The organism is Aeromonas sp. CD (assembly GCF_033349375.1).
Lineage (GTDB): Bacteria > Pseudomonadota > Gammaproteobacteria > Enterobacterales > Aeromonadaceae > Aeromonas > Aeromonas hydrophila.
On the sequence record NZ_CP137631.1, the window covers coordinates 2,351,171 to 2,377,564 of the forward strand.

Consider the following 26,394-nt stretch of genomic DNA (forward strand, 5'->3'; position numbering starts at 1 on the left):
TTTTTTCATGAGAAAAACCAGCCTATTGCTAGGCCTGCTGCTGGTCACTCCGGTACAGGCGATGAGTCTACCCCTCTCCACGGCAGCCAAGGCGTATGCCGATGCCACCAAGTCGCTGACCATCTGTTATCCGGCGCTGATCCGGCCGCCTTATCTCGAGGAGTCGGGAGGCTTGCTGATCGATCAGATGGAGCGGTTGGCAGAGCAGCTCCCTTTTCCGCTCCTGCATGAAAAGCTGCCCAACTGGTCGGCAGTGCAGCGTGGCTTGCAGGAGGGGCGCTGCGATCTCATTCCCAATGTTGGTCCTTCATTGCAGGCCCTGCCGGGTATGGCGCTCAGTCGTGCCATGCTGGAGGCCGAATCCGCCATCCTCTATCGCGGCGATCTGGAGCGGGCGACCTTCCTGGTCTCCCCCATCTGGCAGGCGAACGAGGTGTTGCGGGCACTTTATCCCCGCTCAACCCAGTTGCCCCTGACCGAGGCGGACAACTGGTATGCGGCGCTGGCGGCGGGTAAGGGGACCGCCTATCTCGGTGACTATCTGCAACTGCGCTACCTGATGCGCGAATACCCGGATCAGGGGCTGCGGCTGCGCCGGCTGCGCAGCGATGAACTGGTGGTGAGCTACCGGCTGATGATGCGCGACCAGCCGGAACTGCGCGAGCTGATCGATACCGCCATCCGTTATCTGCCGCCCGGTGCCCTCTACAAGGATCTGGACCGTTATCTGGCACAGGGGGAGCAGGACATCAACCCGCTTCACTTCACCGACAAGGAGCAGGCCTGGCTGGTCGGCACCTCCCGTGCCATCAAGCTGGTCGTCAACCCGGATTTCATGCCCTACAGCGGTCTCGACGAGCAGGGGGAGCTCAAGGGGTGGAGCGCCGACGTACTGAGGCAGGTGAGCCAGCAGACCGGGCTCAACTTCCACGTGATCCCGACCGCCAGCAAGGAAGAGGCGCTGGCCAAGCTGCGCAGTGGTGAGGCGGACATGATGGCCGGCCTGCTGGAGACGCCGGCGCTGACCGCTGCCTTCGACTTCACCCGCATCATGGCGCTCAATCGCTATGCCCTGGTCAGTCGCAAGGTGGAGTCGCTCGACACGCTGGCGGCGGTGAAGGGCGACATAGTGGTGCCCGCCACCCTCTATGACGAAGCGATGCTGGCCAGGCTGGATGGCGAACATCATTGGCGCAAAAGCGACACCCTGGCACAAGGGCTTGCGGCGGTGCAAAGCGGTGAGGCCGACGCCATGCTGGCCGAGCTCTACCAGCTGCAATACCCGCTTCGCAACAACCAGCTGGACGGGCTGGATATCAGGGAGCTACCTCAACGCTTCGGACTGGGGTTTGCCATCAGCCATCACAGCCCGCGACTCGCCGGGGTGATGGAACAGAGCCTGATGGCCTTTACCAGCAGGCAGAACGACGATCTCAATCAGCGCTGGCGCCGGCTGGTGCTGACCCAGCAAGCCGGGGTTAGCTACGGGATCTGGCTGGGGTCGGTGTCGCTGGCGCTGTTGATCAGTGCTGGTGTCATCTGGCTGATCTGGCGCTCCCGCCAGCAGCTGGCCCGGGAAGTGAGCCAGCGCCAGGAGATGGAGCAGACCCTGGCGCTGGAGAGCCAATTCAGGGAGTCCCTGTTCCAGGCGCTGCCGGTGCCGGTGTTTCTGCGGGACAACCAGGGTGAGATCATCAAGCGCAACAAGCAGGCCAAACGGCTGGAGGCGCGCTATCTGACCGAGCTGCACCTGCCAGAGGCCCAGCTGCAGGGGGGCGAGGGCGAGATGGCCCTGGGCGATCAGGTCTACTCCTATGCCCAGATCCCGCTTCAGCTTGGCAAGCAGTCGCCGGCGGGGGATCTCATCGCGCTCTCCAACATCAGCGCCCTGCGCGAGCGCACCCGCTTGCTGCGCCAGGCCGAGCGCCGCCTGCGGGCATTGACCAATACGGTGCCCGGGGTGGTGATCCAGTTCCTGCTGCAGCGGGAAGGCATCGCCCAGGTAGAGTTCATCAGCCGTGGCAGCTACGAGCTGCTGGGGCTGGCCAGCCAGCAGATCCGCCGCAATCCCGGTCAGGCGCTGGGCCGACTGGATCAACATGACAGGCGCAAGATGAAGGCCCCCATGCTGGAGATGCTGCAGGCCGGTCAGCCTTTTTCCTACGCGCTGCGCTATGAGCACCCGGGCAAGGGCACCCGCTGGCTGCAGTTCTACGGCCGGGGGCGCAGCCAGTCCGAGCAGGGCTGGCGGGTGTACGGGGTGGTGCAGGATGTGACGACCCGGGTCGAGCAGGAGCAGGCGCTGCAGGCTTCCCACGAGCGGGCCGAGCAGGCGGTGCTGGCCAAGGGGCGTTTCCTCGCGGCGGTGAGCCACGAAATTCGCACCCCCATGAACGCCATTCTGGGGTTGCTGGAGTGGCTCAGCCACACCTCCCTCAATGCCGAGCAGCGCTCGGCACTGGCCCACGTCCGCCAGGCGGGGGACGAGCTGCTGGGCCTGCTCAACGACGTGCTGGACTTCAGCCGCAACGAGAACCGGCAGCTGGCGCTCTCGCTGCAGCCCACCGATCTGGTGGATTTGTGCGAGCACGTGGCGGCCGTGCACTGGTCCAAGGCCCGCTCCAAGCGGTTGCAACTGCGGCTGGATCTCGATCATCGACTGCCCGCCCAGGTGGAGCTGGATCCGCACCGGGTGCAGCAGGTGCTGCACAACCTGCTGGCCAATGCCATCAAGTTCAGCTCCCGTGGCGAGGTGGTGCTGTGGGCCCGCCGCGCTGGCTCTCAGCTGTTGTGCGGTGTGGACGACGAGGGGCCCGGTATCAGTGCCGAGCTGCTGCCGCGGCTGTTCCTGCCCTTTGAGCAGGGCGGGGAAGCGGGTCAGCCGCGGGCCCAGGGCACCGGGCTTGGACTTGCCATCTGTCGCCAGCTGATGGAGCAGATGGGGGGGGAGATCCGGGTCGAACCGCGGCCGACCGGCGGCAGCCGCTTCCTCTGTGCGCTGCCACTGGTGTTGCTGCAGGAGATGCCGCGCTGGCGGCCAAGGGTGGCCAGCGTGCATGTGCAACTCGGCGGGGCGGAGCGGGACTATCTGCTGCCCTGGCTGGGAGAACTGGATTTGCAAGACGATCCGGCCGGCCCGGTATTGAGCGTCCGGCTGGATGAGCAGGGGCTGCGCTACTGGGACTGGCAGGGGGAACCCTGGGTGCCGGGCTCGGTGGTCAGCCTGATGCAGCCAAGGCTGGTGCCCTCTAGTCAGGGCATGATCACGCTGCCGGGGCAGGGGATGCGGGTGCTGCTGGTCGAAGATCACGAGGTGAACCGTGTATTGATCAGCATGCAGCTGACCCAGCTGGGGGCCCGGGTGATCAGCGCGGCCAACGGCCAGCTGGCGCTCGACATCCTGCTGCATGAGACGGTCGATCTGGTGTTGACCGACCTGCAGATGCCGGTGATGGACGGGGCCGAGCTCTGCCGCCAGCTGCGTGACTCGCCGCGCTGGCAGCATCTGCCCACCTATGTCATCACCGCCGATCTCAGCGAGCAGGCGGCGGCGCAGCTGGCCAGCTGTGGTTGTCGCGGGCATCTGGACAAGCCGCTGCTGCTCAAAGACCTGGCCAATCTGCTGCGCAGCTTGGGCGAGCCCGATCAGGTGCCCGCACCCGAGCCGCCCCCTCAAAGCGACGTGTCGGCAGAAGGGGAGGTCTGGGCAGCGCGGGAAGTGTCGCTGCTGGCGCCGGAGCTTATTCCGCTCTATCTGGACGCGACCGGGCAGGATCTGGCCGACATTGAGCGCTGCGTCACACAAGGGGACGAGATGGCGCTTGAAGCCGCTTTACACAAGATGAAGGGGGCCGCCAAAATGGTGGGAGCCACCCCGCTTGTTCAGGTGATCGAGCAGTGGAAACGGGATCCACGGCAACCCCTGCTCCCCCCGCTGCGGCAAGCTCTGGATGAGGTGTGCCGGCGACTACGTGAGAGGCTCTGACATGATCATCACAGATGAAGAGTTACTGGCGTTGCTGAACTCGGAAGAGACGGACGAGCGCCTGTTCCACCCGGTGACCATCTACGCCCTGGATGGGGTCGCCTATCGGACGGCAAAGGCCGTCGAGCTGCCCGAGTTCGCCACCTTGCGCCGTACCCGCCCCGATGCCTGCTGGCAGTGGGAAGGGCTGTTTGCCGCCGGTGCCATCGCCCTGTTCGATCCCGACTCCCATGTGGGGGCTGATTATCTGCCGCAGCTGACGGCGCAGGCCGAGGGCGTCTATCGCCTCACCGACGACTGGCTGGCGGGGGTCAATGGCCGCTACCTGGCGTGGCAGGAGTGGCTGGCCCAGACCCAGGTGCTGCTGCTGGAGGATCACCCGTTTCAGGGGGCCCACATCCAGCAGGAGATCAAGGGTCTGGGGGTGCCCTGTCAGTGGGTGCAGGATGGCAACGCCTGCATCAAGGCGCTGGCCGGCGGCGAGGTCAAGCTGCTGGTGAGCGATCTCAGTCTGGTGGAGCAGGATGCCATCAGCCTGCTGATGAGCCAGCCCCAATACCAGCACAGTGGCTTGCCCATCGTGCTGCTCTCCGCCCACGATCAGACCCTGATCGACGGCGCCCGCCGCCTGCTGCACGACGCCGGCTTCAACGTGCTGGCCGCCCTGGCCAAGCCGCTGCTGGCCGACGATCTGCTGCGGCTGCTCAAGACGCTCTATCTGGGACCGCAGCGTCAGCGCCGCTTGAGTGGTCTGCGCCGCACCATCCGCACCTGGCAGGGGGAAGAGAAAGGGCTGCTCGGACTCTTGTCCGATCCCCCGTCGCCCTTGCCCATCTGGCTGGCGGTGACCGGCTTGCCTCCGCGCTGGGAGCGGGTACGCGAGTGGCTGGTCCAGCAGGGCCGGGAGCCTGGCGAGCTCACCCTGCTCATCCACCGGCGCGACCACCTGCTGAGCCAGGCGGAGCGTTTTGCCCTGGTGCTGCAGGCCAGTCTGGCGGGGGCCAAGCTGGCACTGCTGCTGGACAACGATCAGCACATTCCGTTCGACTTGCTGGAGCGGATGCCGCTACAGCACCTGCTGCTGGGACAGAGCCTGCTGCCCGGGCTGGAAGCCATGACCCCGGACTCCCTGCTGGGGCGCTTCATCAACCGGGCCAGGGAGCTCGGGATCGCCCTCTATCTGGACGATCCCTTTAACCTGTTGGACAGCAATCTGTGGCGCGATCAGGGCGTGGCGGGGCGCTGGTAGACGGTGGCCCGCTATCTCTGCTGGCCACCGGACGAGGCCCGCTTGCGACGCGCCCTGGCCGGCTGGCTGCATCCTCATTCGCGGGCAGCCCTGCCGCTGATGATGGAGGTGGGGGGCATTCCCTGCCGCTTGCAGGAGCTGGCGGGAGCCGATCCCGAGCGGATCAGGGCCGCCTATGGCGAGCTCAGTGAACAGAGTGTCTACCTGCGTTTCATGCGCGCCAAGCAGATCCCGAGTGACGAGCAGCTCGCCTTCTTCCTCGATTACCCCAAGGAGCAGCAGATTGGGCTGCTGCTGACCGACGGTCAGGGGCGACCGCTGGCCCAGGCCCAGTCCATCCGGCGGCGGCTGCACCCGGATCGGGCCGAGTTCTCCTGCATCGTCGCCGATCACTTCCAGCACCGGGGGGCGGGACGGCGCATCCTGCTGGCGCTGGCCCTGCTGGCGCGCTCTGAAGGCATTCGCGAGTGGACGGCGGAGGTGCTGCCCCAGAATCGCCCCATGCTGGCGCTGCTGCGCGGGCTGGGCTTGCCGCTCACCCTGGTGACGGGGCGGGAGCTGGTGTTTGTGCGACTCGATCTGAGCGTGCTCGACACCCTGTAACCGCGTCATAAGACCAAGGGCGAATAGGCCGGTTTTTCACCCTGTGCTAAGGTCAGCCAGAGAGGTCGTCAGAGGGAGTCAGTCATGGTGCAGTCAGCGAAACACATCGTCATTCTTACCGGTGCCGGGATATCTGCCGAGTCGGGCATCAAGACCTTTCGCGCCTGTGACGGTCTGTGGGAAGAGCACAGGGTCGAAGACGTGGCGACGCCGGAGGGCTACGCACGGGATCCCGCCCTGGTACAGGGTTTTTACAACTCCCGCCGCCACCAGCTGCAGCAACCCCATATCCACCCCAATCCGGCCCACTATGCGCTGGCCAGGCTCGAGCGCCTGCTGCCGGGCTGCGTCACCCTGGTGACCCAGAACATCGACAACCTGCACGAGAGCGCCGGCAGCAAGAACCTCATTCACATGCACGGGGAGCTGCTCAAGGCGCGCTGCCCGGGCTCGGGCCAGGTGATCGAGTGGCGCGGTGATCTGCAGCAGGAGGAGCTGTGCACCTGCTGCCAGTTCCCCCAGCCGCTGCGCCCGCACGTGGTCTGGTTCGGCGAGATGCCGCTCGGGCTGGATCGCATCTACAGCGCGCTGGCCCAGTGCGATCTGTTCATCTCCATCGGCACCTCGGGCGCCGTCTATCCGGCGGCCGGTTTCGTGCACGAGGCGGGATTGAACGGGGCCCACACCATCGAACTCAATCTCGAGCCGAGCGAAGTGGGCAGCCAGTTTGACGAGAAGCGCTACGGCCCGGCCTCGTTGCTGGTGCCGGCCTACGTGGATGAGCTGCTGCAAAGCTGCGGCGTGCACCAGCCGGCGCAGATCGAGGGCCACAACTGGATGGAGATGCGCGGTCCCTGAGCTATTGTGCGACTGGACAGTTGCAATGAACCGGTGAAATCGCCACACTGGCAGCCACAAAAAATGGGACGCAGTTGGCGCAAATTACCATGACCGCAGTAAAGCAATGGATCGCTTTTTTCCTCCTGATGCTGGCCAGTGCCGGCGCATCGGCCTCGATCCCCCTGATGACCCTGGTGCTGCCAAGCGGCCAGCCAGTGACTCTCGATGAGGCGGCCCTGTCCGCCCTGCCGCAGACCGAATTCACTACCACCACTCCCTGGACCCAGGGCGCCCACCACTATCGCGGGCCGACCCTGGCGGCCGTGCTGGCGGCGCACGGGATCCTGAATGCCCGCAAGATCGCCGTCTCGGCCCTCAACGGCTATCAGCAGGTGGTGGATCTGGCCCTGTTCGACGGCGTGCCGCTGACCCTGGTGCGCCAGGAGGACGGCAAACCGCTGACCCGGCGCAACAAGGGCCCGCTCTGGCTGCTCATTCCGTTCACCACCTATCCCAAGCTGGACGTGCCCGCCATCCACAACTGCATGGTGTGGCAGGTAACCCGCATCGAGATCCTTGATTGATGGGGCTATCCCGCCACAAACTGCTGTTGGTTGCGGTGTCGCTGCTGTTTCTGCTCTCCTCCGGCAGCAGCCTCTATCTGCAGCATCGCCAGGAGCAGCTGGTTGATACCTTCTACCGCAATATCCACTGGAACATCAGCCAGGTGATGCTGGAATCCCAGCGTTTCCTCTACGATCTGCAGCTCTACCGGGCCGGCCGGCTGGGGATGGAGACCCTGAGCCTGGATTACGATCTGCTGTGGAACCGGCTCGATATCTTTCTCATCAGCAGCGAAACTGCCGAGGCGCGCCAGCGGCACGGGCTCGGCAAGGCGCTGGCCGGACTGTTCGAGCAGATCAAGCAGCTCGAACCCCAGATGGAGGCCGGTGCGCTGCGCGAGGGGGCCGAGCTTGCCCGCTTGCAGGAGGCGATCGCCAGCCAGACCCGCCTCATCGAGCAGATTGGGGATCAGATCCTCTCTGGTCAGGAGCGGGAGCGTTCGGTCAGCCAGATCCGCAGCAGCCTGTTCTGGCTGCAGATCTGGCAACTGATCCTGCTGCTGACCGGCGGCGCCCTGGTGGCCGCCCTCATTCGCGCCAACCTGGCGAATCGCCGGCTCGCCCTGCTCGATCCCCTGACCCGGCTTGGCAACCGCCGCGCCCTGCAGGAGCAGCTCTCCCGCGCCCTGCATGCCAGCGAGGCGAGCGCCCTGGTGGTGCTCGATCTCAAGCGCTTCAAGCAGGTCAATGATCTGCTCGGTTATCAGGTCGGTGATCGGCTGTTGCAGACGGTGGCCGACAAGCTGCAGCAGGCCCACAATGGCCATGCCTACCGGCTCGGCGGCGACGAGTTCGCTGTGATGTTGACCAGCGCGGATGGCGCGCTGGAAACCCGCATTCATGAGCTGGTGAACCTGCTCAATTTCGAGTTCGTGACCCGGGAGTGCAGCTTCGAGCTGGCCTGTCGGCTCGGGGTGGCCAAGGCACAGCAGCAAGATGCCGGCCGGCTGCTGGATCAGGCCATCCTGGCCCTCAACCAGGCCAAACGCAGCCAGGAGGGGGACATCTGCTGGTTCGAACCGGCCATGCTGCAGCAGTTGCAGTTGAGCCAGCATCAGCTTCACCAGCTGCGCGACTGGCTGGCCGGGCGCGAGCCTGCGCCGCTGCGAGTGGCGTTGCAGGGATTGACGGATGGGCAGGGCAACGACCTGTGGCAAATGACGCTTTACTGGCGTGAGCAGGGGGCGCCCTGCCAGATGCGCTGGCTGCAGGAGTGCGGCGTGCTGGGGCCCGTGCTGGCCCGGTTGCTGCAAGCGCACGAGGCGCAGCATGCCGATGGGCGGGCGTTGTTGCTTCCGCTCGACAACCAGGCCCAGCTGGCCCATGCCGTGGCCTATCTGCCGGACGCCTCCCGCACGCCGCGGGTGCTGCTGGTGCCGGCGCTGCAGCCGGATGCAGCCTTGCTGGCGGGATTGCGGCAGCAGGGGGACATCCTGGCGCTCAGCGATATTGGCAGCGCCACCCCGGCCCAGTTGGCGGCCGGCTGGCCCGTCCGTTACTGGCTGCCAGATGACGCGGAGCACAGCGAGCTGTTGCAGCCGCTGGCCCGGCGACTGGGGCTGGTGCAACTGGAGGTGCTGGCGGGCAGTGAGGCAAGGCAGCTGGCTTGAGCACACAGAGCGGTATTGAACCGGCCAGAGACAACACGCAGCAAGGCGACCCCAGGGTCGCCTTGCGCTTTTATTGCAGGTATTGCAGGTGAATGTCAGGGGCGGGGGGCGCAGGAATCCCTGATCACCAGGTCGGGGTCGACGGTGATCAGATGATCCGCCACCGCCTCGCCATTGATGCGCGCCAGCAGCCGGGTGACGGCAAGGCGGCCCAGCTCCTCTTTCGGCTGATTGACCGTGGTGAGCGGCGGCGACATGAATTCGGCCAGCGCCACGTTGTCATAGCCGACGATCGAGAGATCGCGCGGGATCACCAGTCCCGCCTGATGAGCGGCGCTGATGGCTCCCATCGCCATCATATCGTTGCAGACGAACAGCGCGGTGGGGCGCTCGGGCAGGGACAGCAGGCGGGTCATCGCCTGATGACCGCTGGCGCAGTCGAAGTCACCCTCCTGAACCCACTCTGGGTTGACGGTGAGCCCGGCCTCCTGCATCGCCTGCTCGAAGCCCGCCTGACGCTGGTTGGCGGGGGCGCGGCTGTGGGGGCCTGTGATGCAGCCGATGGCGGTGTGACCCAGCTCCAGCAGGTGGCGGGTCGCCAGGTAGCCGCCGCGATGGGAGTTGTCGGCGATAAGATCCACGTCGGCGCTCTCCATCCCCCAGTCCATCACCACCACCGGCAGGCTCTTGAGCCAGTCGAGCTGGTTGAACACCTCCTGCTGCCCCTCGCTGCACATGATGAGCAGGCCGTCGACCCGTTTGCGCAGCATCATCTTGAGGTAGGAGAGGGCGGTCTCGGCCTGGCCCTCGGTGTTGCCCAGCATCAAGTTGTAGCCCTGCTCGAAGCAGTAGCGCTCCACCCCGCGTACCACCTCGGCGAAGAAGGGGTTGCTGGAGGTGGTGACCAGCATGCCGATACTGTTGGTCTCCTTCACCTTGAGGCTGCGGGCCACCAGGCTCGGGGCATAGTTGAGATCGCGCATGGCACTGAAGACCCGCTCGCGGGTCTCCTCGGCGACGAAACGGGTCTCGTTGATGACGTGGGAGACGGTGGTGGTCGACACCCCCGCCAGCGCCGCCACCTCCTTGATATTGGCCATCAGTGCCCCTGCGCAGTCTGCTCAAGCAGGAAGGTGTCTACCTCCTGCTTGCTCGGAATGGAGCTCTGGGCGCCAAACCGGGTGACGGAGAGCGCTGCGGCACCGTGGGCAAAGCGCACGGCAGCGTCAAAGTCGGCGCCGGCGAGCTCGGCCGCCAGCAGGGCGCCGTTGAAGGTATCGCCGGCCGCCGTGGTGTCTACTGCTTTGACCCGAAAGCCCGGGATGAGCGCTTGCTGCTGCCCCTTGCTGCAATAGACCCCTTGCGAGCCCAGGGTAATCATCACCTCTCCGATGCCCATCTGGTGGAAGCGGGCGGCCGCCTCGGCCGCGCTCGCCTCGTCGGTGACTTTTACGCCGGTCAGCAGCTCGGCTTCGGTCTGGTTGGGGGTGATGAGGTCGACCAGTGCCAGCAGTTCGCTTGAGAGCGAGCGAGCGGGGGCGGGGTTGAGCACCACCCGGGTGCCGTGGGCACGGGCCAGGCGGGCGGCTTCCAGCACGCTCTCCAGCGGCACTTCCAGCTGCAGCAGCAGGGTGTGGGCGGCGGCGATCATCGCCTGGTGGCTTTTCACCACGGCCGGGGTGAGGGCGCCGTTGGCTTCGGCGGAGATGCCGATGCTGTTCTCTCCCTCATCGCTCACATAGATGATGGCGATGCCTGTGGGGAGCTTGGGATCGAGTTCGACGGCGCTCACGTCGATGCCGTCTTTGGCAAAGCCGGTCTTCATCTGGTGGCCGATGGCGTCATCGCCGATGCGGGCGATAAAGGAGACTTCTGCACCTAACCGAGCGGCGGCCACCGCCTGGTTGGCGCCCTTGCCACCGGGCACCACTTGATAGCTGTGGCCGGTCAGGGTTTCACCCGGGCGAGGAAAGTGGGGGACGCGCAGCACGTGGTCTGCATTGACACTGCCCAGAACGACGAGACGATTCATGTTGAGTACTCCTGATGCATCTTGGCATGGACACGAAAGCCGGACCCAGGCCGGGAGGCACCGTAAACCTTGAGTGAAAAGGGGGAGGCGAACCTCCCCCCGTCAACTTACTTGCTGACAACTTGCAGCGGAACCGGGATGGATTTTTCCACCGGCTGGCCCTTGAGCACCTTGTCGGCGGTTTCCACGCCGATGGCGCCGATCAGCGCGGGCTGCTGGGCCACGGTGGCGGCCAGTTTACCCTTGGCCACGGCGGCCTTGCCATCGTCGGTGCCGTCGAAGCCGACGATCATCACCTCTTTGCCGGCGGCCTGCACGGCGCGGATGGCACCCAGCGCCATCTCGTCGTTCTGGGCGAACACCGCCTGCACGCTCGGGTGAGCGGCCAGCAGGTTCTCCATGACGTTCAGACCCTTGGTGCGGTCAAAGTCGGCGGGCTGGGAGGCCAGCACTTCCAGCTTGTTGGCGGCTACGGCCAGGGCAAAGCCTTCGCCACGGTCACGGGCGGCGGAGGTACCGGCGATCCCTTCCAGCTGGATCACCTTGGCACCGGCACCCAGCTTCTGGGTGATGAAATCGCCGGCCAGTTTGCCGCCCGCCACGTTGTCGGAGGCGATGTGGGCCTTGACGTCCCCCTGCGCCGCGCCGCGGTCCAGGGTCAGTACCGGGATGTTGGCCTTGTTGGCCAAGCGGATGGCATTGCCCACCGCTTCGGAATCGGTCGGGTTGATCAGGATGGCGTTGACCTTGCGCACGGTGAGATCTTCCATGTTGGAGAGCTCCTTGGCCGGGTCATTCTGGGAGTCCAGCACCACCAGCTCGTAGCCAAGCTCCTTGGCCTTGGCTTCTGCCCCTTCCTTCATGGTGACGAAGAAGGGGTTGTTGAGGGTGGAGACCACCATGGCCAGGGTGTGATCGGCGGCCTGGGCGGTGCCCAGCACGGACATGATGGCGGCAGCGAGCAGGGTATTGAGCTTTTTCATCATTTCATTCCTTGTGTGTGCTTACTTGCTTTTGTTATCGATCATCACGGCGAGCAAAATCACGCTGGCCTTGGCGATCATCTGGTAATAGGACGATACGTCGAGCAGGTTGAGGGCATTGTTGAGGAAGCCGATGATGAGCGCCCCGATCAGGGTACCCATGATGCGGCCCTTGCCCCCCATCAGGCTGGTGCCACCCAGCACCACTGCCGCGATGGCATCCAGCTCGTACCCCATGCCGGCGGTCGGCTGGGCGGAGGAGAGGCGGGAAGTGACGATGAGCCCGGCCAGTGCCGACAGCATGCCGCACAGACCATACACCGCGAGCTTCACCCGGTCCACATTGATGCCGGAGAGGCGGGTGGCCGATTCGTTGCCGCCGAGGGCATAGATGTAGCGGCCCAGGCGAGTGTGGTTGAGCATGAACCAGGCCAGCAGGAAGACGATGGCCATCAGCCAGATGGGCACTGGCAGACCGAACAGGTAACCGGTACCCAGCCAGGCGAAGTGATCGGCGCCGTCACTGAAACCGGTGGAGATGGGGCGCCCCTCGGTATAGACCATGGTGACGCCGCGCAGGGCGGTCATGGTGACCAGGGTGGCGATGAAGGCCTGTACCTTGCCCTTGGCAATGATGAGGCCGCTGATGCCGCCAAGCAGGGCGCCGGCCCCCAGGGTGAGGGGGATCACCAGGGCGATGGGCAGCTCCATGGCCACCATGGTGGCGGCCAGGGCGCCGCACAGGGCCAGTACCGAGCCGACCGACAGATCGATGCCGGCGGTGAGGATGACCAGGGTCATGCCGACCGCCATGATGGCGTTGACCGAGGTCTGACGCAGGATGTTGAGCAGGTTGTCGGCGGTGAAGAAGTTGGGGCTGAGGAAGGAGACCACGCCGATCAGCACCAGCAGCGCGACCAGGGATTTGTTCTCGATCCACCAGGCCTTGCTCATGACGCCGCGGCGGGAAAGGGTTTGGGTTGTCATTGTGCTGCCTCTTGCTCTGCTTGCCACTGTTTACCGACTGCCGCTGCCATCAGCTTCTCCTGATTGGCATCGCGGGTGTTGAATTCTGCGCTGATGCGCCCTTCGTGCATCACCATGATGCGATCACTCATGCCGAGCACTTCCGGCATTTCGGAGGAGACCAGGATGATGCTCATCCCCTCCTTCTTGAACTGGTTGATGAGCTGATAGATCTCCTTCTTGGCGCCGACATCGACGCCGCGGGTCGGCTCGTCCAGGATCAGCACCTTGGGCCTTGTCAGCAGCCCCTTGGCGATGGCCACCTTCTGCTGGTTGCCGCCGGAGAGCAGCTTGATCAGCTGATCCTGACTCGGGGTCTTGATGTTGAACAGGCGCACATAGTCGCCCACCGCCTGGCGCTCGGCCTGGCCGTCAATCTTGCCGTGGCTGATGAACTCGCCGAGGGCGCACAGGCTCATGTTTTCGCGCACCGACAGCTCCAGTACCAGGCCATCGCCCTTGCGATCCTCGGAGATGTAGGCGATGCCGGCGGCCAGGCCATCGGCTGGGCTCTTGGGGACCAGTGCGTGACCATCCACGGTAATGTCACCGGCGCTGATGGGGCTGGCACCGTAGATGAGCTTCATCAGCTCGGTACGCCCGGACCCCATCAGGCCGCTGAAGCCCAGAATTTCACCCTGACGCAGGGAGAAGCTGACCCCGCGCACACCGGGGCCGGCCAGCTCCTTGACCTGCAGGCTGACCGGGCCGAGCTCGCGGGCGAGGCGCGGGTACTGCTCTTCCAGCCGGCGGCCCACCATCATCTCGATGATCCTGTCTTCGTCGAGCTCGCTCACCGCCTGCTCGCCGATCCACTTGCCATCGCGCAGCACGGTGACCCGATCACAGATTTCGAAGATCTCCTTCAAGCGATGGGAGATGTAGACGATGCCGCAGCCCTGCTCACGCAGCTCGCGGATGACCACGAACAGCTGCTCGGTCTCAGTGTCGGTGAGGGCATCGGTGGGCTCGTCCATGATGATGACGCTGGCATCAAACGACAGCGCCTTGGCGATCTCCACCATCTGCTGTTCGCCGATGGAGAGATCCCCGAGCCGGGTATCCGGGCCGTGCTTGACGCCAAGCCGTGCCAGCAGGGTGCTTGCACGCTCGCGCAGTTGCTTGTGGTCGATGCTGCCAAAACGGGTACGCGGTTCGCGGCCGAGGAAGATATTGGCGGCAATCGACAATTCCGGCAGCAGGTTCAGCTCCTGGTGGATGATGCTGATCCCCTGATCCTGGGAGTCGCGGGGGCCCTTGAAGTGAACCGGCTGGCCGCGATAGCTGATGCTGCCCGCATCGGCCTGGTAGATGCCGGTCAGTACCTTCATCAGGGTCGATTTGCCGGCGCCGTTTTCGCCGAGCAGGGCCATCACCTGACCCGGATAGACCTTGAGGCCCGCCTCATCGAGGGCGCGCACCCCGGGGAAGGTCTTGACGATCCCGGAAAGCGCCAGAATGGGCGAGGGAAGCATATTGGCGTTCCCGGAGAGCCCGACAGGGGACGGGGGGAGCATATTGGCGTTGCTCATAGCTGCTTCCTTGGGAATTTAAAACGCCACGCCGGCGCAGAGAATGAGGTTGGCGTAGGGGGTCACCTCGCCGCTGCGCACGATGGCCTTGCTCTGGTGGGAGCGAGCCTTGAATGCTTCGTGCAGGCAGTACTCGATGGTGATGGGCTTGCCCTGGGCGGCGGCGTGCGCCGCCAGCTGATCCACCAGCGCCTGATGGGCGGCGGGGCTGATCTGCTTGATCTCGCTCGCCATGATCACCTTCTCCACCACCAGGTCGGTGAGCAGGGCGGTCAACACGGTTTCAAGGCTCGGCGTCCCCGCCATCAGCGCCAGATCGATGCGCTCCGGGCCGGCCGGAATGGGCAGGCCGGCATCGCAGACGGTGATCTCGTCGGTGTGACCCATCCGTGCCACCAGGGCACTCAGGGGAGCATTGAGCAGTACGCCTCGTTTCATACAGCACCTCGGCAGGCTATGCCCGCGTATCTGATGTTAGCTAGGCAACCGGTTACGCAACCGGTTGCGTCATGAGGTGGAAGATAGGCGCTCAGGCGGTTTTGATCCACCAAGAGATGGCAGAAATGTGAAAACGATCTCAATGGCGAGGGGAAAGCGGGGAAAAACAGGTGCCAGAAGAGCACTGGCACCCGTAACGAGAGGATTAAAGGGCTAGCCCTTGCTGCACGCCGGGGCGTGCCAGCATGCGCCGATAGTGATCCGCGACCTTGGGAAACTCGCTGATGGTCACCCTGTCGCCCTCGAGCCAGCTCGCCACCACGAACAGGTAGATGTCGGCTAGGCTGAACTGCTCCCCCAGCACCCAGGGACCGGCGAGATAGTTGTTTTCTATTTGGGAGAAGCCATCGCGCATGTTGCGCGGCACCTTGGCCTGCATGGCGGCGATGGCCTGCTCATCATCGGCCCAGCGGGCCGCACGCCGGCTATGGGCATGGGCGACGTGCACAGTAGAGGCGAGGAAGCTGTTGACCTCCTGCATGCGGGCCAGCAGGAAAGGATCATTGAGGGGGGCGAGTTTGGCATCCGGGAAGCGCTGCGCCACATAGAGCAGCAAGGCCGGGGTTTCGGTGAGCACGCCGCGCTCGGTCACCAGCGCCGGCACTCGGCCTTTGGGATTGATGGCGAGGTAGGCGGGGGAGCGCTGCTCGCCGCTGGCGAAGTCCACGCGCCTTATTTGGTGAGGTGCGCCAGCCTCCACCAGGGCGATACGAACCGCCATGGCACAGGTGCCGGGGGTGAGGTAGAGGGTCAGTTCTGACATGGTCGATATCCTTTATCGAACGAGGGGGCATGAAATCCGCCGCCCAATGAGCTAGCTAGCGGCGCTTTGGGCATCCTACCCCCATGCGTCAGGGGAACCAAGCGGGTATTGCGAGTCAGGTGGGCGAGTGGGCCGGGGAACCCGGCTTTGTCCGGAAAAATGCCACGGCTCCCTGTGAAATCAATGAGTTTCTGAACGGCAGATAACAGGAAAAACGGCTACGCATGCCGGGTCAAATCGCTATAATGTGCTCCCTGAATAGCAGTTTTTCGGATGTTGGATAGTCAATTGAGTAACAAAATGCGGATAGGTGGTTCCCTCGAACAGTCCCTGAGCCAGGGATATCGTCTCGACCTCAAGGGGGTATTGCAGGAGAGCTGGCAACAGACGCGGCGCACCGGATTCGGCCTGCTGCTGGCCATCGTCGGGGTGACGGCCATCTGGATGCTGCTGAGCAACACCCTGCTCGCCCCCTATGTCAATCAGGAAGGGGGGATGGACGTGGCCCTGGTGCTGAGCCTGCTCATCACCATCATCATGTCGCCGATGACCTCCTCCCTCGACATGCTGGGGTTGCAGCAGTCGGTGGGGGTCCGTGCCCGGCCGAGCCAGGTATTCGACTTCTTTCGCCACTTCCTGCGCCTTGGCAGCCTGAGCCTGCTCGGCAGCCTCATCACCAGCCTGTTTGGCCCGCTGTTCGAACTGCTGGGTCTGCCGGTGATGCTGGCCTTCATTCCGTCGGCCCTGATCGGCATGGGGCTGGTGTTTACCGTGCCGCTGGTGCTGGAACGCGGCCTGTCGCCAGTGCAGGCCATCCTGGTTTCCCTGCGCCTGTTTGCCCGCGGCTGGCCCAGCATAGTGCTGCTGCACGGGGTCATGATGGCGCTGTTCTTCCTGGCGCTGATCCCCATGGGGCTGGGGCTTATCTGGGTGGCTCCGCTCTATTTCAACTGCAAGGGGATCCTCTACCGGGATCTGTGCGGGGTGGCGGTCGAAGTGACCGAGGTGAGCCAGGGCCCCGATCATTTCAACGCCTGACGGCATGCAGGGCGTCAGACAACAGCAACAGATAGCGGCGCGTGCAGATGCGTGATGCAAAAGGATGGCATATGAACAATCGATACGGGATGGCGGCCGCGCTGCTGATGGCGCCCATGCTGGCAGTGGCGCAGCCTTCCCTTGAGCTGCAGTACGGCACCTTCTACAGCCAGATGAAGACCTTCGCCAAAGGGGAGTTTGGTCACGCCAGGCTGGGTTTTTATCTGACCGATCAGCAAAATGGCCGGCGCTGCCTGCTCACCTCGGCCCGGGTCTCGACCCTGGATCGGGACGTGGCGGCCGAGGTGACTGTCGACAGCGAATTGCGGCTGCCCTATGACGATGATTTGAATCTCGACAAGGCGACCGTGGTGGTAGGGCTCACCGAGCCTCACGAGGCCTGCGATCTGTCGGTACAGGTGATGGCGGATGTGCCGCCGCCGGCAGACAGTCGGTGGGAGCTCAAGGTGAGCGAGTTGACGGGGCGCCAGCACGACATGCAGAGCCTGCTGGAGAAGCTGGCCGGCATGGTCGGCAAATATTTCCTGCCCGAGATGACGGGGGTGAGGGTCAGCCTGGTGCAGCCAAGCGGCACCGCCTACCTCATCGACGGTGCTCGCCAGCTGCCGCTGCCCTGGCAGGAGGGACAACTGCTGCTGAGCAACACCCAGCTGGCGGAGTTTGCCGAGGGCAAGCTGCAGCTGCGGGGGGAGATCCTGCGGTTGACTCCCTGGCTGCACAAGGGCTAGCCCATCTTGAGCCGCCACTGAGGGTGGCCGGCATAGAAATGAAAAAGGAGCGCCAGGCGCTCCTTTTTTGTGGCTGAGGTGGGCTTAGCGCACCTCAATGACGTCCAGCATGTCCATCTCGTCGATATCCAGCAGCGGTGCCTTGGGCAGCTCGGGCGGATCAAACGCCTTGTCGCCGCCGTCGATGATGCCGGAGTCGCGGTTGATGCTCTTGAAGTCAAACAGCTTGTGATCGAGCAGGTGGCTCGGGATCACGTCCTGAATGGCGGTGAACATGGTCTCGAGACGACCCGGGAAGCGGCGATCCCACTCCTGCATCATCTGCTTGATGGCCTGGCGCTGCAGGTTCTCCTGCGAGCCGCACAGGTTGCACGGGATGATGGGGAAGGCCTTGACCTCGGCATAGCGCACCAGGTCCTTCTCCTTGCAGTAGGCGAGCGGGCGGATCACCACGTTCTTGCCATCGTCACTCACCAGCTTGGGTGGCATGGACTTGAGCTTGCCACCGTAGAACATGTTGAGGAACAGGGTCTCGAGGATGTCATCGCGGTGGTGGCCAAGGGCAATCTTGGTGCAGCCCAGCTCCTGGGCGGTGCGGTAGAGAATGCCGCGGCGCAGGCGGGAGCAGAGTGCGCAGGTGGTCTTGCCCTCCGGCACCTTCTCCTTGACGATGGCGTAGGTATCCTCTTCGACGATCTTGAAGTCGATGCCGAGGGTGGTCAGGTATTCGGGCAGCACGTGCTCGGGGAAACCGGGCTGCTTCTGATCCAGGTTGACCGCCACCAGATCGAAGTGGATGGGGGCGCTGGCCTTCAGGCTCATCAGAATGTCGAGCATGGCGAAGCTGTCCTTGCCGCCGGACAGGCACACCATGACCTTGTCACCCTCTTCAATCATGTTGAAGTCGGCGATGGCCTGACCTACGTTGCGCCGCAGGCGCTTCTGCAGTTTGTTGAAACTGTATTTTTCTTTGGCGTTAAGCTCTTCTAGCATGACCTGAAACCCGGGACAAAAATAAGCGGCTTATTATAGCCATGTCCCGGGGGAGGGCAAGAAAGGCTTATGCTGGACGGCGGCTATCGACCGGGCAGCTGTAATCGGCGGGCTTGAGGATCAGCATGTCGCAGGCGAGACGATCCACCACGTGTTCGGCGGTGTTGCCGAGCAGGGCGGCGGAGAGCCCGGTGCGACCGACGCACCCCATGATCATCAGGGTGGCCTGTAGCTCGCCGGCGAGATCGGGTAGCACTTCTTCGGGCAGGCCTTCCGCCACACGGGTCCAGAGATGGCCGATGCCGTATTTGTCGGCGTGGCTCAGCAGCAGGCTCTCGTGGTGTTTGCGAATGGCGTCGTTGTAGGCGTTGGGGTCAAACTCTGGCAGCTCGATGGCCACGTTGACCGGGGTGCCCGGATAGGTGTTGACCAGATAGAGGTTGGAGCCTAGCAGCTCGGCGATGGCGATCCCCTCTTCGGTGATCCGCTCGTTGAGCAGTTTCTGATCCTGATCGTCGCTGGAGCAATTGATGGCGGCGATGATGTTGCCGCCCCGCTGCCAATGACCCTCTTTCACCAGCAGCACGGGGCAGGGGCACTTGCGCAGCAGATGCCAGTCGGTGGGGGTGAAGATAAAGGTTTGCAGGAAGGAGTGGTGGTGGGTGGCCTTGACCACCAGATCGTGGCGCTGCTCCAGCACTTCCTGAATGATGCATTCGAAGGGACGGTTGTGCCAGACCACCTTGATCTCGCAATCCAGCCCTCGGGCGCGGTAGGGTTTGAGAATGTCGTCGAGCCATTCGCGGCGCTGGGCAATCACCCCGTGGCGCATCTCTTCCCGCTCATCCACCGACAGCATGGCGGTCATTTCATACGAGAAGTCGTAAATGGTGAGCAACAGGGTCAGTTGGGCGCCTTCATCCAGCTCGGCTACCTTGACCGCTCGTTCGAGGGCGATTTGCCGCTCTTCTTCCGGGTTGATGACCACCAGAATTTTTCGGTACTTGACCATGTTCTCCTCCTCCTTGGCAAAAATACCAATGATGGCAGACCTTTAGCCATTACAGCTTAGCTCAGGAGGAGAAGGGGGGACGTGTGCCGGATCAAATTTCGGGGTAAACCGATCCGGCACCAGAGAGAGGAAGCTTAACCGCAGGGGGGGCGGGTTGCACCGGCCATGACGCCGAGGGCGACGTGATCCAGTACGGTAATGTACTTGCCCTTGACGCTGATGAGACCGGACTTCTGGAAGCGGCCCAGCAGGCGGCTGATGGTTTCGACGGTGAGGCCGAGGTAGTTGCCGATGTCGCCGCGGGTCATGGAGAGGCGGAACTCCTTGGCGGAGAAACCACGCTCGGAGAAGCGCACCGACAGGTTGTGCAGGAAGGCGGCAAGGCGCTCTTCGGCATTCTTCTTGGAGAGCAGCAGGATCATCTCCTGGTCGCCCATGATCTCGTTGCTCATCAATCGCATGATCTGCTGGCGCAGCTTCGGCATCTTGCCGGAGAGATCGTCGAGCACGTCGAACGGGATCTCGCACACCATGGCGGTTTCCAGTGCCTGGGCGAAGGAGGGGTGTGCCTGCTTGTGGATGGCGTCAAAGCCGACCAGATCGCCAGCCAGGTGGAAGGCCGTGATCTGCTCGTCACCCTGTTCGGTGATGGTGTATGACTTGATGGTCCCGGAACGGATGGCGTAGAGCGATTTGAGCTCATCGCCGGCCTTGAACAACTCTTCACCTTTCTGGATCGGCTTCTTGCGCTCGATGATGCTGTCCAGCTGATCGAGCTCGTTGTCGTTCAGAGTGAAGGGAATGCAGAGCTGGCTGATGCTGCAATCCTGGCAATGAATTGCACAGCCACCGCTCTGAATACGTCTGCCAGGTTTCTTTTCCGGGATCATAGGCTCATACGAATAATTGATTTATATCAAACAAGTTTACCATCAACTCATCCGTTTTGGATAGGGTTTCAAAAGGACGCAATCCCGATCCAGAGGGTATGCAGCCCGTATACGATGAGCAGCAGGGCCCCACCAAGGCGTAAACTGCGCAGGGTCAGCCAGTAGCGCAGCCGATCCGCCAACCCTCCCAGCGCAAACAGGGTCGGCAGGGTGCCGAGGCCGAAAAAGAGCATGATCAGCGCTCCGCCGCCAGCGGATCCCGCTGCTGCGCTCCAGGTCAGCATGGAGTAGACCAGCCCGCAGGGGAGCCAGCCCCACACCATGCCAAACGGCAGTGCCTGCCAGGCCGAGGTGAAGGGGATGAACTTGCCCGCCAGCGGCTTGAGGCGGGGCCACAACCTGGCGCCAATGCGCTCGAGCAGCAGCACCCCCTGCCACCAGCCGGCGAGATAGAGCCCGAGGGCAATCATCAGGAAGGCCGCCACCAGCCGCAGGCTGGCGATGGCGTGCTTGCCCGCGCCGAGCTCACTGGTGGTGGCCAGCAGTCCCCCGACCAAGGCGCCGGCAATCACATAGCTGAGGATCCGGCCGAGGTTGTAGTTGAGCAGGTAACCGAGCCGACCCCAGAAGTGCTGCTTCTCGGCAGGAATGGCCATGGAGAGGGCGGCGGAAACACCGCCGCACATGCCGATGCAGTGGCCGGCGCCAGCCAGTCCCACCAGCAGGGCGCCCAGCAGATCAAGGGTGGCCGTCATCTTTGTGCTCGTGCTCGGCGTGTTTGGGGGCGGGTTGCTCTTCATCGAACAGGATATTGGAACCCTGGCGGTCGAGATCTTCAAACTGCTCGGAGCGAATGGCCCAGAAGAAGACGGCGCCGGCGATGATGACGAAGAGGATAGCGATGGGGATGAGGACGAAGATGATGTTCATGCAGCAAACCTTGCAATGAAAGGGGTCATGGTACACCACCTTGGTGGCCGCTGGCCCGTCGATTCGATTGTGAAAGGAGCCTGACCGGAGCCCGCCCCCTTCACCCTGTCTGTCCCTGTGGCCACGGCTCAGCGGTTGAGCCGCATGGAGTTGGTGACCACGATGAGGGAGCTCAATGACATGCCCGCCGCCGCCACATAGGGGGGCAGCCAGCCGCTCGCCGCCAGCGGCAGTACCAGCAGGTTGTAGCCGATGGACCAGGCGAAGTTCTCCTTGATGATCTTGCGGGTGCGCAGTGCCAGGGCGCGGGCATCCAGCAGGCGGGAGAGATCGTCGGCCAGCAAGATGGCATCGGCGCTGTTCTTGGCCAGGTCGGTGCCGCCGGCCATGGCGAAGGAGGCGTGGGCACCGGCCAGCACAGGGGCGTCGTTGATGCCATCTCCCACCATGATGCTGATGTCGCCGCGGGCTTCGTGCTCCTTGAGGTAGGCCAGCTTGCCATCCGGCGTGACGCCCTTGACCAGCTCGTCGACCCCCAGCTCGCGGGCAACCTCGTCGGCCTGGGCCGAGCTGTCGCCGGTGAGGATGGTGGTCTTGAGGCCAGCCGCCTTGAAGGCCTGGATCAGCGACTTCGCATCGGGGCGCAGGGTGTCGGTCAGCAGGAAACGGGCGAGCGCCCGATCCTCGTCGGCCAGATAGATGACCAGCCCGTCCGCTTGCGCTGCGTGGGCATCGCTGATGCCGAGCCAGCGGGCACTGCCGAGCCGATAGTGGCGACCGTCGATCACCCCTTCGATACCGTGTCCGATGACGGGGGTCACCTTGCTGGCCGCCAGCAGCACGGCGTCCTCTGCGGTATTGCAGCGAAAGGCGCGGGCGATGGGGTGCTCGGAATAGGCCTCCAGGGCGCGGGCGATGGCAAGACAGCGCGCCGCGTCGAGGTTACCCAGGGCCTCCGTGCTGGTGAGGCTGATGTTACCGGTGGTCAGGGTGCCGGTCTTGTCCATCACGATGCGGTTGGCCCGGGTCAGCACGTCCAGCACGTGGCCACGGCGTAGCAAGATGCCGGCACGGGTCAGGCGAGCGGTGGCCGAGGTGAGCGCGGTGGGGGTGGCCAGCGACAGGGCGCAGGGGCAGGTCGCCACCAGCACTGCCAAGGTGACCCAGAAGGCCTGCTCCGGCTGATGAAAGTGCCAGAAGGTCCAGACGCCAGCGGCGATGAACAGCAGCACCAGAATGAAGTGGCGGGAGAGCACATCCGCCATCTGGGCAATGGCCGGTTTGTCGTCCAGCGCGTGATCCTGCAGCCGCATGATCTGGGCCAGGCGCGACTCTTCGATGGGATGGCTGACCCGAATTTCGAGAGGGGCGTCGGTGTTGATGGTGCCGGCATAGACGGCATCCCCCGCCTGTTTGAGCAGCGGCAGCTGTTCGCCGGTCAGCATGGATTCGTTGAGGCTGGCCTGCCCAACCAGGATGATGCCATCCGCCGGCAGGGTGGCCCCCGCAAGCACTCGCACCCGGTCGCCAACCTGCAGCGTCTTGGCGGCCACCTCGTGATCGCCATCCTCATCGAGCCGGGTGGCCATGATGGGCACCAGCCGCGCCAGGTTGGAGCTGGACTCGGAGGCCTTGCGTCTGGCCCGCAGCTCGAGGAAGCGTCCCAGCAGCAGGAAGAAGACGAACATGGTTATGGAGTCGTAATAGACCTCACCGGTGTTGAACACGGTGGCCCACATGGAGGCGACGAAGGCGCCGATCAGCGCGAGCGACACCGACACGTCCATGGAGAGGTGTCCCTGCCTGAGGCTGCGCCAGGCGCCCACGTAGAAGGGCTGGGCCGAATAGATCATGATGGGGGTAGAGAGCAGCAGACTTATCCACTTGAAGTAGACCATGAACTCCTCTTCGACACTGATGAAGAGGTCCATGTAGAGCGCCACCGCACACATCATCACCTGCATGGAGCCGAGCCCCGCCAGTGCCAGCCGGAACATGTAGCTGCGCACCTCTTTGGCGTAGAGCGCTTCCTGCTGGTGAGTCTGGAAGGGGTAGGCGCGATAGCCGATCTTGGCAAAGCCCTTGAGGATGTCGCTCAACGAGAGCCGGTCCGGATCCCACTTGATGCGGGCCCGGTGGGTGGTGGTGTTGACGTTGATGTAGTGCAGCCCGGCCAGGTTGCCCAGATGGCGTTCGATGAGCCAGGCACAGGCGGCGCAGGTCAAGCCTTCCACCGTCAGCTGGATCTCGCGCACCTTGTGGCTGCCGGTGGCGCTGTCGGTGACAAAATCCTGCTGCACTTCGGCCAGATCGTAGTGGGTGAGGGCGGCGAGTTCTTCGGGTACCAGCTCGCCCTTGGTGCCGGGGGCGGTGCGGTGCTCGTAGTAGCTGGCCAGGCCGCACTCCAGAATGGTTTCCGCCACCGCCTGACAACCGGGGCAGCACATGGGCTGGACTATGCCTTTTATCTCGAGGGCATAGCGGCTGCCGGCGGGCACCGGCTCACCACAGTGAAAGCAGCCGCTCATGACAGCTGGCCGCAGGCCGCCCGGCCTGTCGGCAGAAACAGTGAAGCGCCGGTCGCTGCCAGCGTGTCATGGTGAACAGGACGGCTCATGACTCAGCGTCCTTTGGGATCGAGTTCGACGGGGGCCTTGGTGGGGAGCTGGACAGTCTCTTGCAGCCGCCATTCGTGGTTGAAGGCATCCACCCGCACGTGCCACTTGCCGGTGAGCGGCTTGTCGAGCAGCAGGCGATAGACGCCGTTGCCGTCGGCGGTCACCATGTGCTCGCTGTCCATGCCGGCGAGGGTAGGGTGAAATAGGGAGAGGTAGAGCGCCTGGCCGGCCGGGATATCGCCAGACAGCGGCTTGAGGGTCAGCTCGTTGCCGTTGACCTCCAGCGCGATGTGGATGTTGAGGGCTTCGGAGCGATCAAACTTGCTGAGATCCTGATTAATCTCTTTGCCTTGCTTGTAATAGTCTTCGGCCACCAGGTTGACGCCATCCTTGCTGGCGATGATCGCCGTGCTGATGCTGCCGATCACGGCTGCGGTCGGGAGGGCGATGATGAACCAGGGCCAGAATTGGCGATACCAGGGTTGGGACATAGTGCTACTACCGTGAAACCAGTGATTAACGAAACAGAGGAATTTCAGTCAACACAAGATAACAAAAAGCCTCGAAGAGTCGAGGCTTTTTGCTGAGTAATCACGTGTTTATCACATGTTACTGCTTATTTTGCTGGTCGTTGTGGGACAAGCTGTAAACGTAGGAGGCGAGCAGGTGCACCTTGTCTTCACCCAGAATATCCTTCCAGGCCGGCATCACGCCGTGACGACCGTGGGTGATGGTCTGCTCGACCACCTGACGGGAACCGCCGTAGAGCCAGGTGTTGTTGGTGAGATCCGGTGCCCCGAAGGCGATGCCGCCCTTGGCGTCCGGACCGTGACAAGCGGCGCAGATGGTGAAGCGCGCTTCACCTTTCTTGGCTTCCACCATGTCCACCTTGCGACCGGAGAGGCTCAGCACGTAGGAGGCCACTTCCTTGACCCCGTCCTTGCCGAGGATCTCGCCCCAGGCTGCCATCACGCCCTGACGACCACCCATGATGGTGGTCTTGATCTGGTCGGGCGCACCGCCCCATTGCCATTCGCTGTCGGTCAGGTTCGGGAAACCGCGACCACCGCGGGCGTCGGATCCGTGGCACTGGGAGCAGTTCTGCAGGAACAGACGCTGACCCACCTTGCGGGCTTCCGGATCGGCGGCGATCTCTTCGATGGCGCGATAGGTCTTGCCATCGGCCTGATAGGCCAGCTCGCGGAACTTGGCACCGTAGATTTCGTCGGCCTTGATGAGCTCGCGATCGTACTCCACCGCGCGCCCTTCAGCCTTGGCAGAGGCCGCCGCAGCCTTGGACTCGGCCAGCGAGCGTACGTCCTGGTTGGAGCTCTGCCAGCCCAGTACGCCCTTGAAGTTGCCAAGGCCCGGGAAGGCAATCAGATAGACCAGACCGGTGACGATGAAGAAGAGGAACATGTAGGTCCACCACTTCGGCAGCGGGTTGTTGATCTCTTCGATGCCGTCGAAGGCGTGTCCCATGGACTTGCCCTCTTCCACCCCCATCTTGTCGCGCAGGCACCAGACCAGCAGCAAGAAGCAGCCGAGGATGGTCCCCAGACTGATGACGGTGACAAAAATGCTAAACAAAGTGCTCATTATTGTTTCGCTCCTGCGTTCTTGTTATCAGCACTGGGTTGCTCGTCGTCGGCAAAAACCAGATTGGCAGCCTCGTCGAAGGAGGTCTTGCGGCGCTTGCTGTAGGCCCAGACGATGATGCCGATCATGATGGCCATCAACAGCAGGGTATACAGGCCGCGAAATGTGCCGTAATCCATATCCTGACTCCTTTATTTCAGGGCATGACCCAGTGATTGCAGATAGGCTACCAGCGCATCCAGCTCGGTCTTGCCCTTCACGGCCTCGCCGGCACCCTGAATGTCGGCATCCGTGTAGGGTACGCCGAAGTGATCGCGGAACAGGGCCAGCTTCTTGCCAGTCAGTTCACCGGTCAGCACGTTGGTGTCGAGCCAGGGGAAGGCGGGCATGTTGGACTCGGGCACCACGTCGCGCGGGTTGATCAGGTGAGCACGGTGCCAGTCGTCGGAATAACGACCGCCGACCCGGGCCAGATCCGGACCGGTACGCTTGGAGCCCCACAGGAAGGGGTGCTCCCACACGCTTTCGCCAGCGACCGAGTAGTGGCCGTAACGCTCGGTTTCGGCGCGGAACGGACGGATCATCTGGCTGTGGCAGACGGTGCAGCCTTCGCGGATGAAGATGTCGCGCCCTTCCATTTGCAGAGCGGTATAGGGCTTGAGGCCCTCGACCGGTTCAGTGGTCTGCTTCTGGAAGAACAGCGGGGTGATTTCGACCAGGCCCCCCAGGCTGATGGCAAATATGATGCCGACCACCAGCATGGGAACGCTCTTTTCAAAGATCTCGTGACGGTTATTGTTGCTCATGCTTTGACCTCTTCA

Annotated in this window: 25 protein-coding genes; 8 read left to right on the top strand and 17 right to left on the bottom strand. The window is 63.6% G+C overall.

Annotated elements, in window-relative coordinates; all coding sequences use genetic code 11:
- Window positions 1–25: 25 nt before the first annotated feature.
- The 6 genes from R2E40_RS11030 (at window position 26) to R2E40_RS11055 (ending at window position 8,910) form a co-directional block, all read left to right on the top strand.
- A complete protein-coding gene (locus R2E40_RS11030; RefSeq protein ID WP_318165550.1) occupies window positions 26–3,985 on the top strand; it encodes an ATP-binding protein in 3,960 nt (1,319 codons plus the stop codon).
- A 1-nt stretch (window position 3,986) separates the two neighbouring features.
- Entirely contained in the window at window positions 3,987–5,234 is a 1,248-nt protein-coding gene (locus tag R2E40_RS11035) for a response regulator (protein ID WP_011706164.1), read from the top strand.
- A 3-nt stretch (window positions 5,235–5,237) separates the two neighbouring features.
- On the top strand, window positions 5,238–5,837 hold the full coding sequence (locus R2E40_RS11040; RefSeq protein ID WP_029300930.1) for a GNAT family N-acetyltransferase: 600 nt from the start codon (window positions 5,238–5,240) through the stop codon (window positions 5,835–5,837).
- An 84-nt stretch (window positions 5,838–5,921) separates the two neighbouring features.
- Window positions 5,922–6,695: a Sir2 family NAD+-dependent deacetylase gene (gene cobB / locus R2E40_RS11045; RefSeq protein WP_011706162.1), complete on the top strand. Its 774-nt coding sequence runs from the start codon at window positions 5,922–5,924 to the stop codon at window positions 6,693–6,695.
- A gap of 89 nt (window positions 6,696–6,784) precedes the next feature.
- A complete protein-coding gene (locus tag R2E40_RS11050; RefSeq protein ID WP_318165487.1) occupies window positions 6,785–7,261 on the top strand; it encodes a hypothetical protein in 477 nt (158 codons plus the stop codon).
- Window positions 7,261–8,910, top strand: coding sequence for a sensor domain-containing diguanylate cyclase (locus tag R2E40_RS11055; RefSeq protein ID WP_318165488.1), 1,650 nt, complete (start codon window positions 7,261–7,263; stop codon window positions 8,908–8,910). Before R2E40_RS11050 ends, R2E40_RS11055 begins: the two co-directional genes overlap by 1 nt.
- Window positions 8,911–9,005: 95 nt before the next feature.
- Here the strand turns inward: R2E40_RS11055 and R2E40_RS11060 are convergent, their stop codons facing one another.
- The 7 genes from R2E40_RS11060 to R2E40_RS11090 form a co-directional block, all read right to left on the bottom strand.
- Window positions 9,006–10,010, bottom strand: coding sequence for a substrate-binding domain-containing protein (locus R2E40_RS11060; RefSeq protein ID WP_318165489.1), 1,005 nt, complete (start codon window positions 10,008–10,010; stop codon window positions 9,006–9,008).
- Window positions 10,010–10,942, bottom strand: a complete 933-nt coding sequence (gene rbsK / locus R2E40_RS11065; protein ID WP_318165490.1) for a ribokinase — start codon at window positions 10,940–10,942, stop codon at window positions 10,010–10,012. Before rbsK ends, R2E40_RS11060 begins: the two co-directional genes overlap by 1 nt.
- Before the next feature lie 107 nt (window positions 10,943–11,049).
- Window positions 11,050–11,925 carry a ribose ABC transporter substrate-binding protein RbsB gene (gene rbsB, locus R2E40_RS11070; protein ID WP_010634030.1) on the bottom strand — a complete coding sequence of 292 codons (876 nt, stop codon included), beginning with the start codon at window positions 11,923–11,925 and terminating at the stop codon, window positions 11,050–11,052.
- A 21-nt stretch (window positions 11,926–11,946) separates the two neighbouring features.
- Entirely contained in the window at window positions 11,947–12,912 is a 966-nt protein-coding gene (rbsC, locus tag R2E40_RS11075; RefSeq protein WP_011706157.1) for a ribose ABC transporter permease, read from the bottom strand.
- Window positions 12,909–14,426 carry a ribose ABC transporter ATP-binding protein RbsA gene (rbsA, locus tag R2E40_RS11080; protein ID WP_130633399.1) on the bottom strand — a complete coding sequence of 506 codons (1,518 nt, stop codon included), beginning with the start codon at window positions 14,424–14,426 and terminating at the stop codon, window positions 12,909–12,911. Before rbsA ends, rbsC begins: the two co-directional genes overlap by 4 nt.
- Before the next feature lie 75 nt (window positions 14,427–14,501).
- Window positions 14,502–14,921, bottom strand: coding sequence for a D-ribose pyranase (rbsD, locus tag R2E40_RS11085; RefSeq protein WP_065477537.1), 420 nt, complete (start codon window positions 14,919–14,921; stop codon window positions 14,502–14,504).
- A 205-nt stretch (window positions 14,922–15,126) separates the two neighbouring features.
- On the bottom strand, window positions 15,127–15,744 hold the full coding sequence (locus R2E40_RS11090) for a glutathione S-transferase family protein (RefSeq protein ID WP_318165491.1): 618 nt from the start codon (window positions 15,742–15,744) through the stop codon (window positions 15,127–15,129).
- A 300-nt stretch (window positions 15,745–16,044) separates the two neighbouring features.
- On the opposite strand from R2E40_RS11090, the gene R2E40_RS11095 reads away from it, so the two are divergent.
- Together R2E40_RS11095 and R2E40_RS11100 are read left to right on the top strand one after the other, a co-directional pair.
- Window positions 16,045–16,782, top strand: a complete 738-nt coding sequence (locus tag R2E40_RS11095) for a hypothetical protein (protein WP_029303065.1) — start codon at window positions 16,045–16,047, stop codon at window positions 16,780–16,782.
- 71 nt (window positions 16,783–16,853) lie between these two features.
- Entirely contained in the window at window positions 16,854–17,531 is a 678-nt protein-coding gene (locus R2E40_RS11100; RefSeq protein WP_318165492.1) for a DUF2987 domain-containing protein, read from the top strand.
- Between the two features lie 84 nt (window positions 17,532–17,615).
- Here R2E40_RS11100 and ttcA read toward each other — a convergent pair whose 3' ends face one another.
- The 10 genes from ttcA to ccoO form a co-directional block, all read right to left on the bottom strand.
- A complete protein-coding gene (ttcA, locus tag R2E40_RS11105) occupies window positions 17,616–18,524 on the bottom strand; it encodes a tRNA 2-thiocytidine(32) synthetase TtcA (RefSeq protein ID WP_011706151.1) in 909 nt (302 codons plus the stop codon).
- A gap of 67 nt (window positions 18,525–18,591) precedes the next feature.
- Entirely contained in the window at window positions 18,592–19,536 is a 945-nt protein-coding gene (gene uspE, locus R2E40_RS11110) for a universal stress protein UspE (RefSeq protein WP_005300766.1), read from the bottom strand.
- Window positions 19,537–19,670: 134 nt separating this feature from the next.
- Complete coding sequence (locus R2E40_RS11115) at window positions 19,671–20,426, bottom strand: FNR family transcription factor (RefSeq protein WP_005300768.1); 756 nt, start codon at window positions 20,424–20,426, stop codon at window positions 19,671–19,673.
- Between the two features lie 68 nt (window positions 20,427–20,494).
- The gene (locus R2E40_RS11120) at window positions 20,495–21,181 is read right to left on the bottom strand and encodes a sulfite exporter TauE/SafE family protein (RefSeq protein WP_318165493.1); all 687 of its coding nucleotides are present in this window, start codon (window positions 21,179–21,181) and stop codon (window positions 20,495–20,497) included.
- Complete coding sequence (gene ccoS, locus R2E40_RS11125) at window positions 21,165–21,356, bottom strand: cbb3-type cytochrome oxidase assembly protein CcoS (RefSeq protein ID WP_005300771.1); 192 nt, start codon at window positions 21,354–21,356, stop codon at window positions 21,165–21,167. Before ccoS ends, R2E40_RS11120 begins: the two co-directional genes overlap by 17 nt.
- Before the next feature lie 128 nt (window positions 21,357–21,484).
- Window positions 21,485–23,884, bottom strand: a complete 2,400-nt coding sequence (locus R2E40_RS11130; protein ID WP_318165494.1) for a heavy metal translocating P-type ATPase — start codon at window positions 23,882–23,884, stop codon at window positions 21,485–21,487.
- A gap of 92 nt (window positions 23,885–23,976) precedes the next feature.
- The gene (locus R2E40_RS11135) at window positions 23,977–24,465 is read right to left on the bottom strand and encodes a FixH family protein (protein WP_011706148.1); all 489 of its coding nucleotides are present in this window, start codon (window positions 24,463–24,465) and stop codon (window positions 23,977–23,979) included.
- Window positions 24,466–24,583: 118 nt separating this feature from the next.
- Window positions 24,584–25,573 carry a cytochrome-c oxidase, cbb3-type subunit III gene (gene ccoP, locus R2E40_RS11140; RefSeq protein ID WP_011706147.1) on the bottom strand — a complete coding sequence of 330 codons (990 nt, stop codon included), beginning with the start codon at window positions 25,571–25,573 and terminating at the stop codon, window positions 24,584–24,586.
- Window positions 25,573–25,752, bottom strand: a complete 180-nt coding sequence (locus tag R2E40_RS11145; protein WP_005300779.1) for a CcoQ/FixQ family Cbb3-type cytochrome c oxidase assembly chaperone — start codon at window positions 25,750–25,752, stop codon at window positions 25,573–25,575. The genes ccoP and R2E40_RS11145 overlap by 1 nt, the downstream gene beginning before the upstream one ends.
- A gap of 12 nt (window positions 25,753–25,764) precedes the next feature.
- Entirely contained in the window at window positions 25,765–26,379 is a 615-nt protein-coding gene (gene ccoO / locus R2E40_RS11150; RefSeq protein WP_005300783.1) for a cytochrome-c oxidase, cbb3-type subunit II, read from the bottom strand.
- Between the last annotated feature and the right edge of the window lie 15 nt (window positions 26,380–26,394).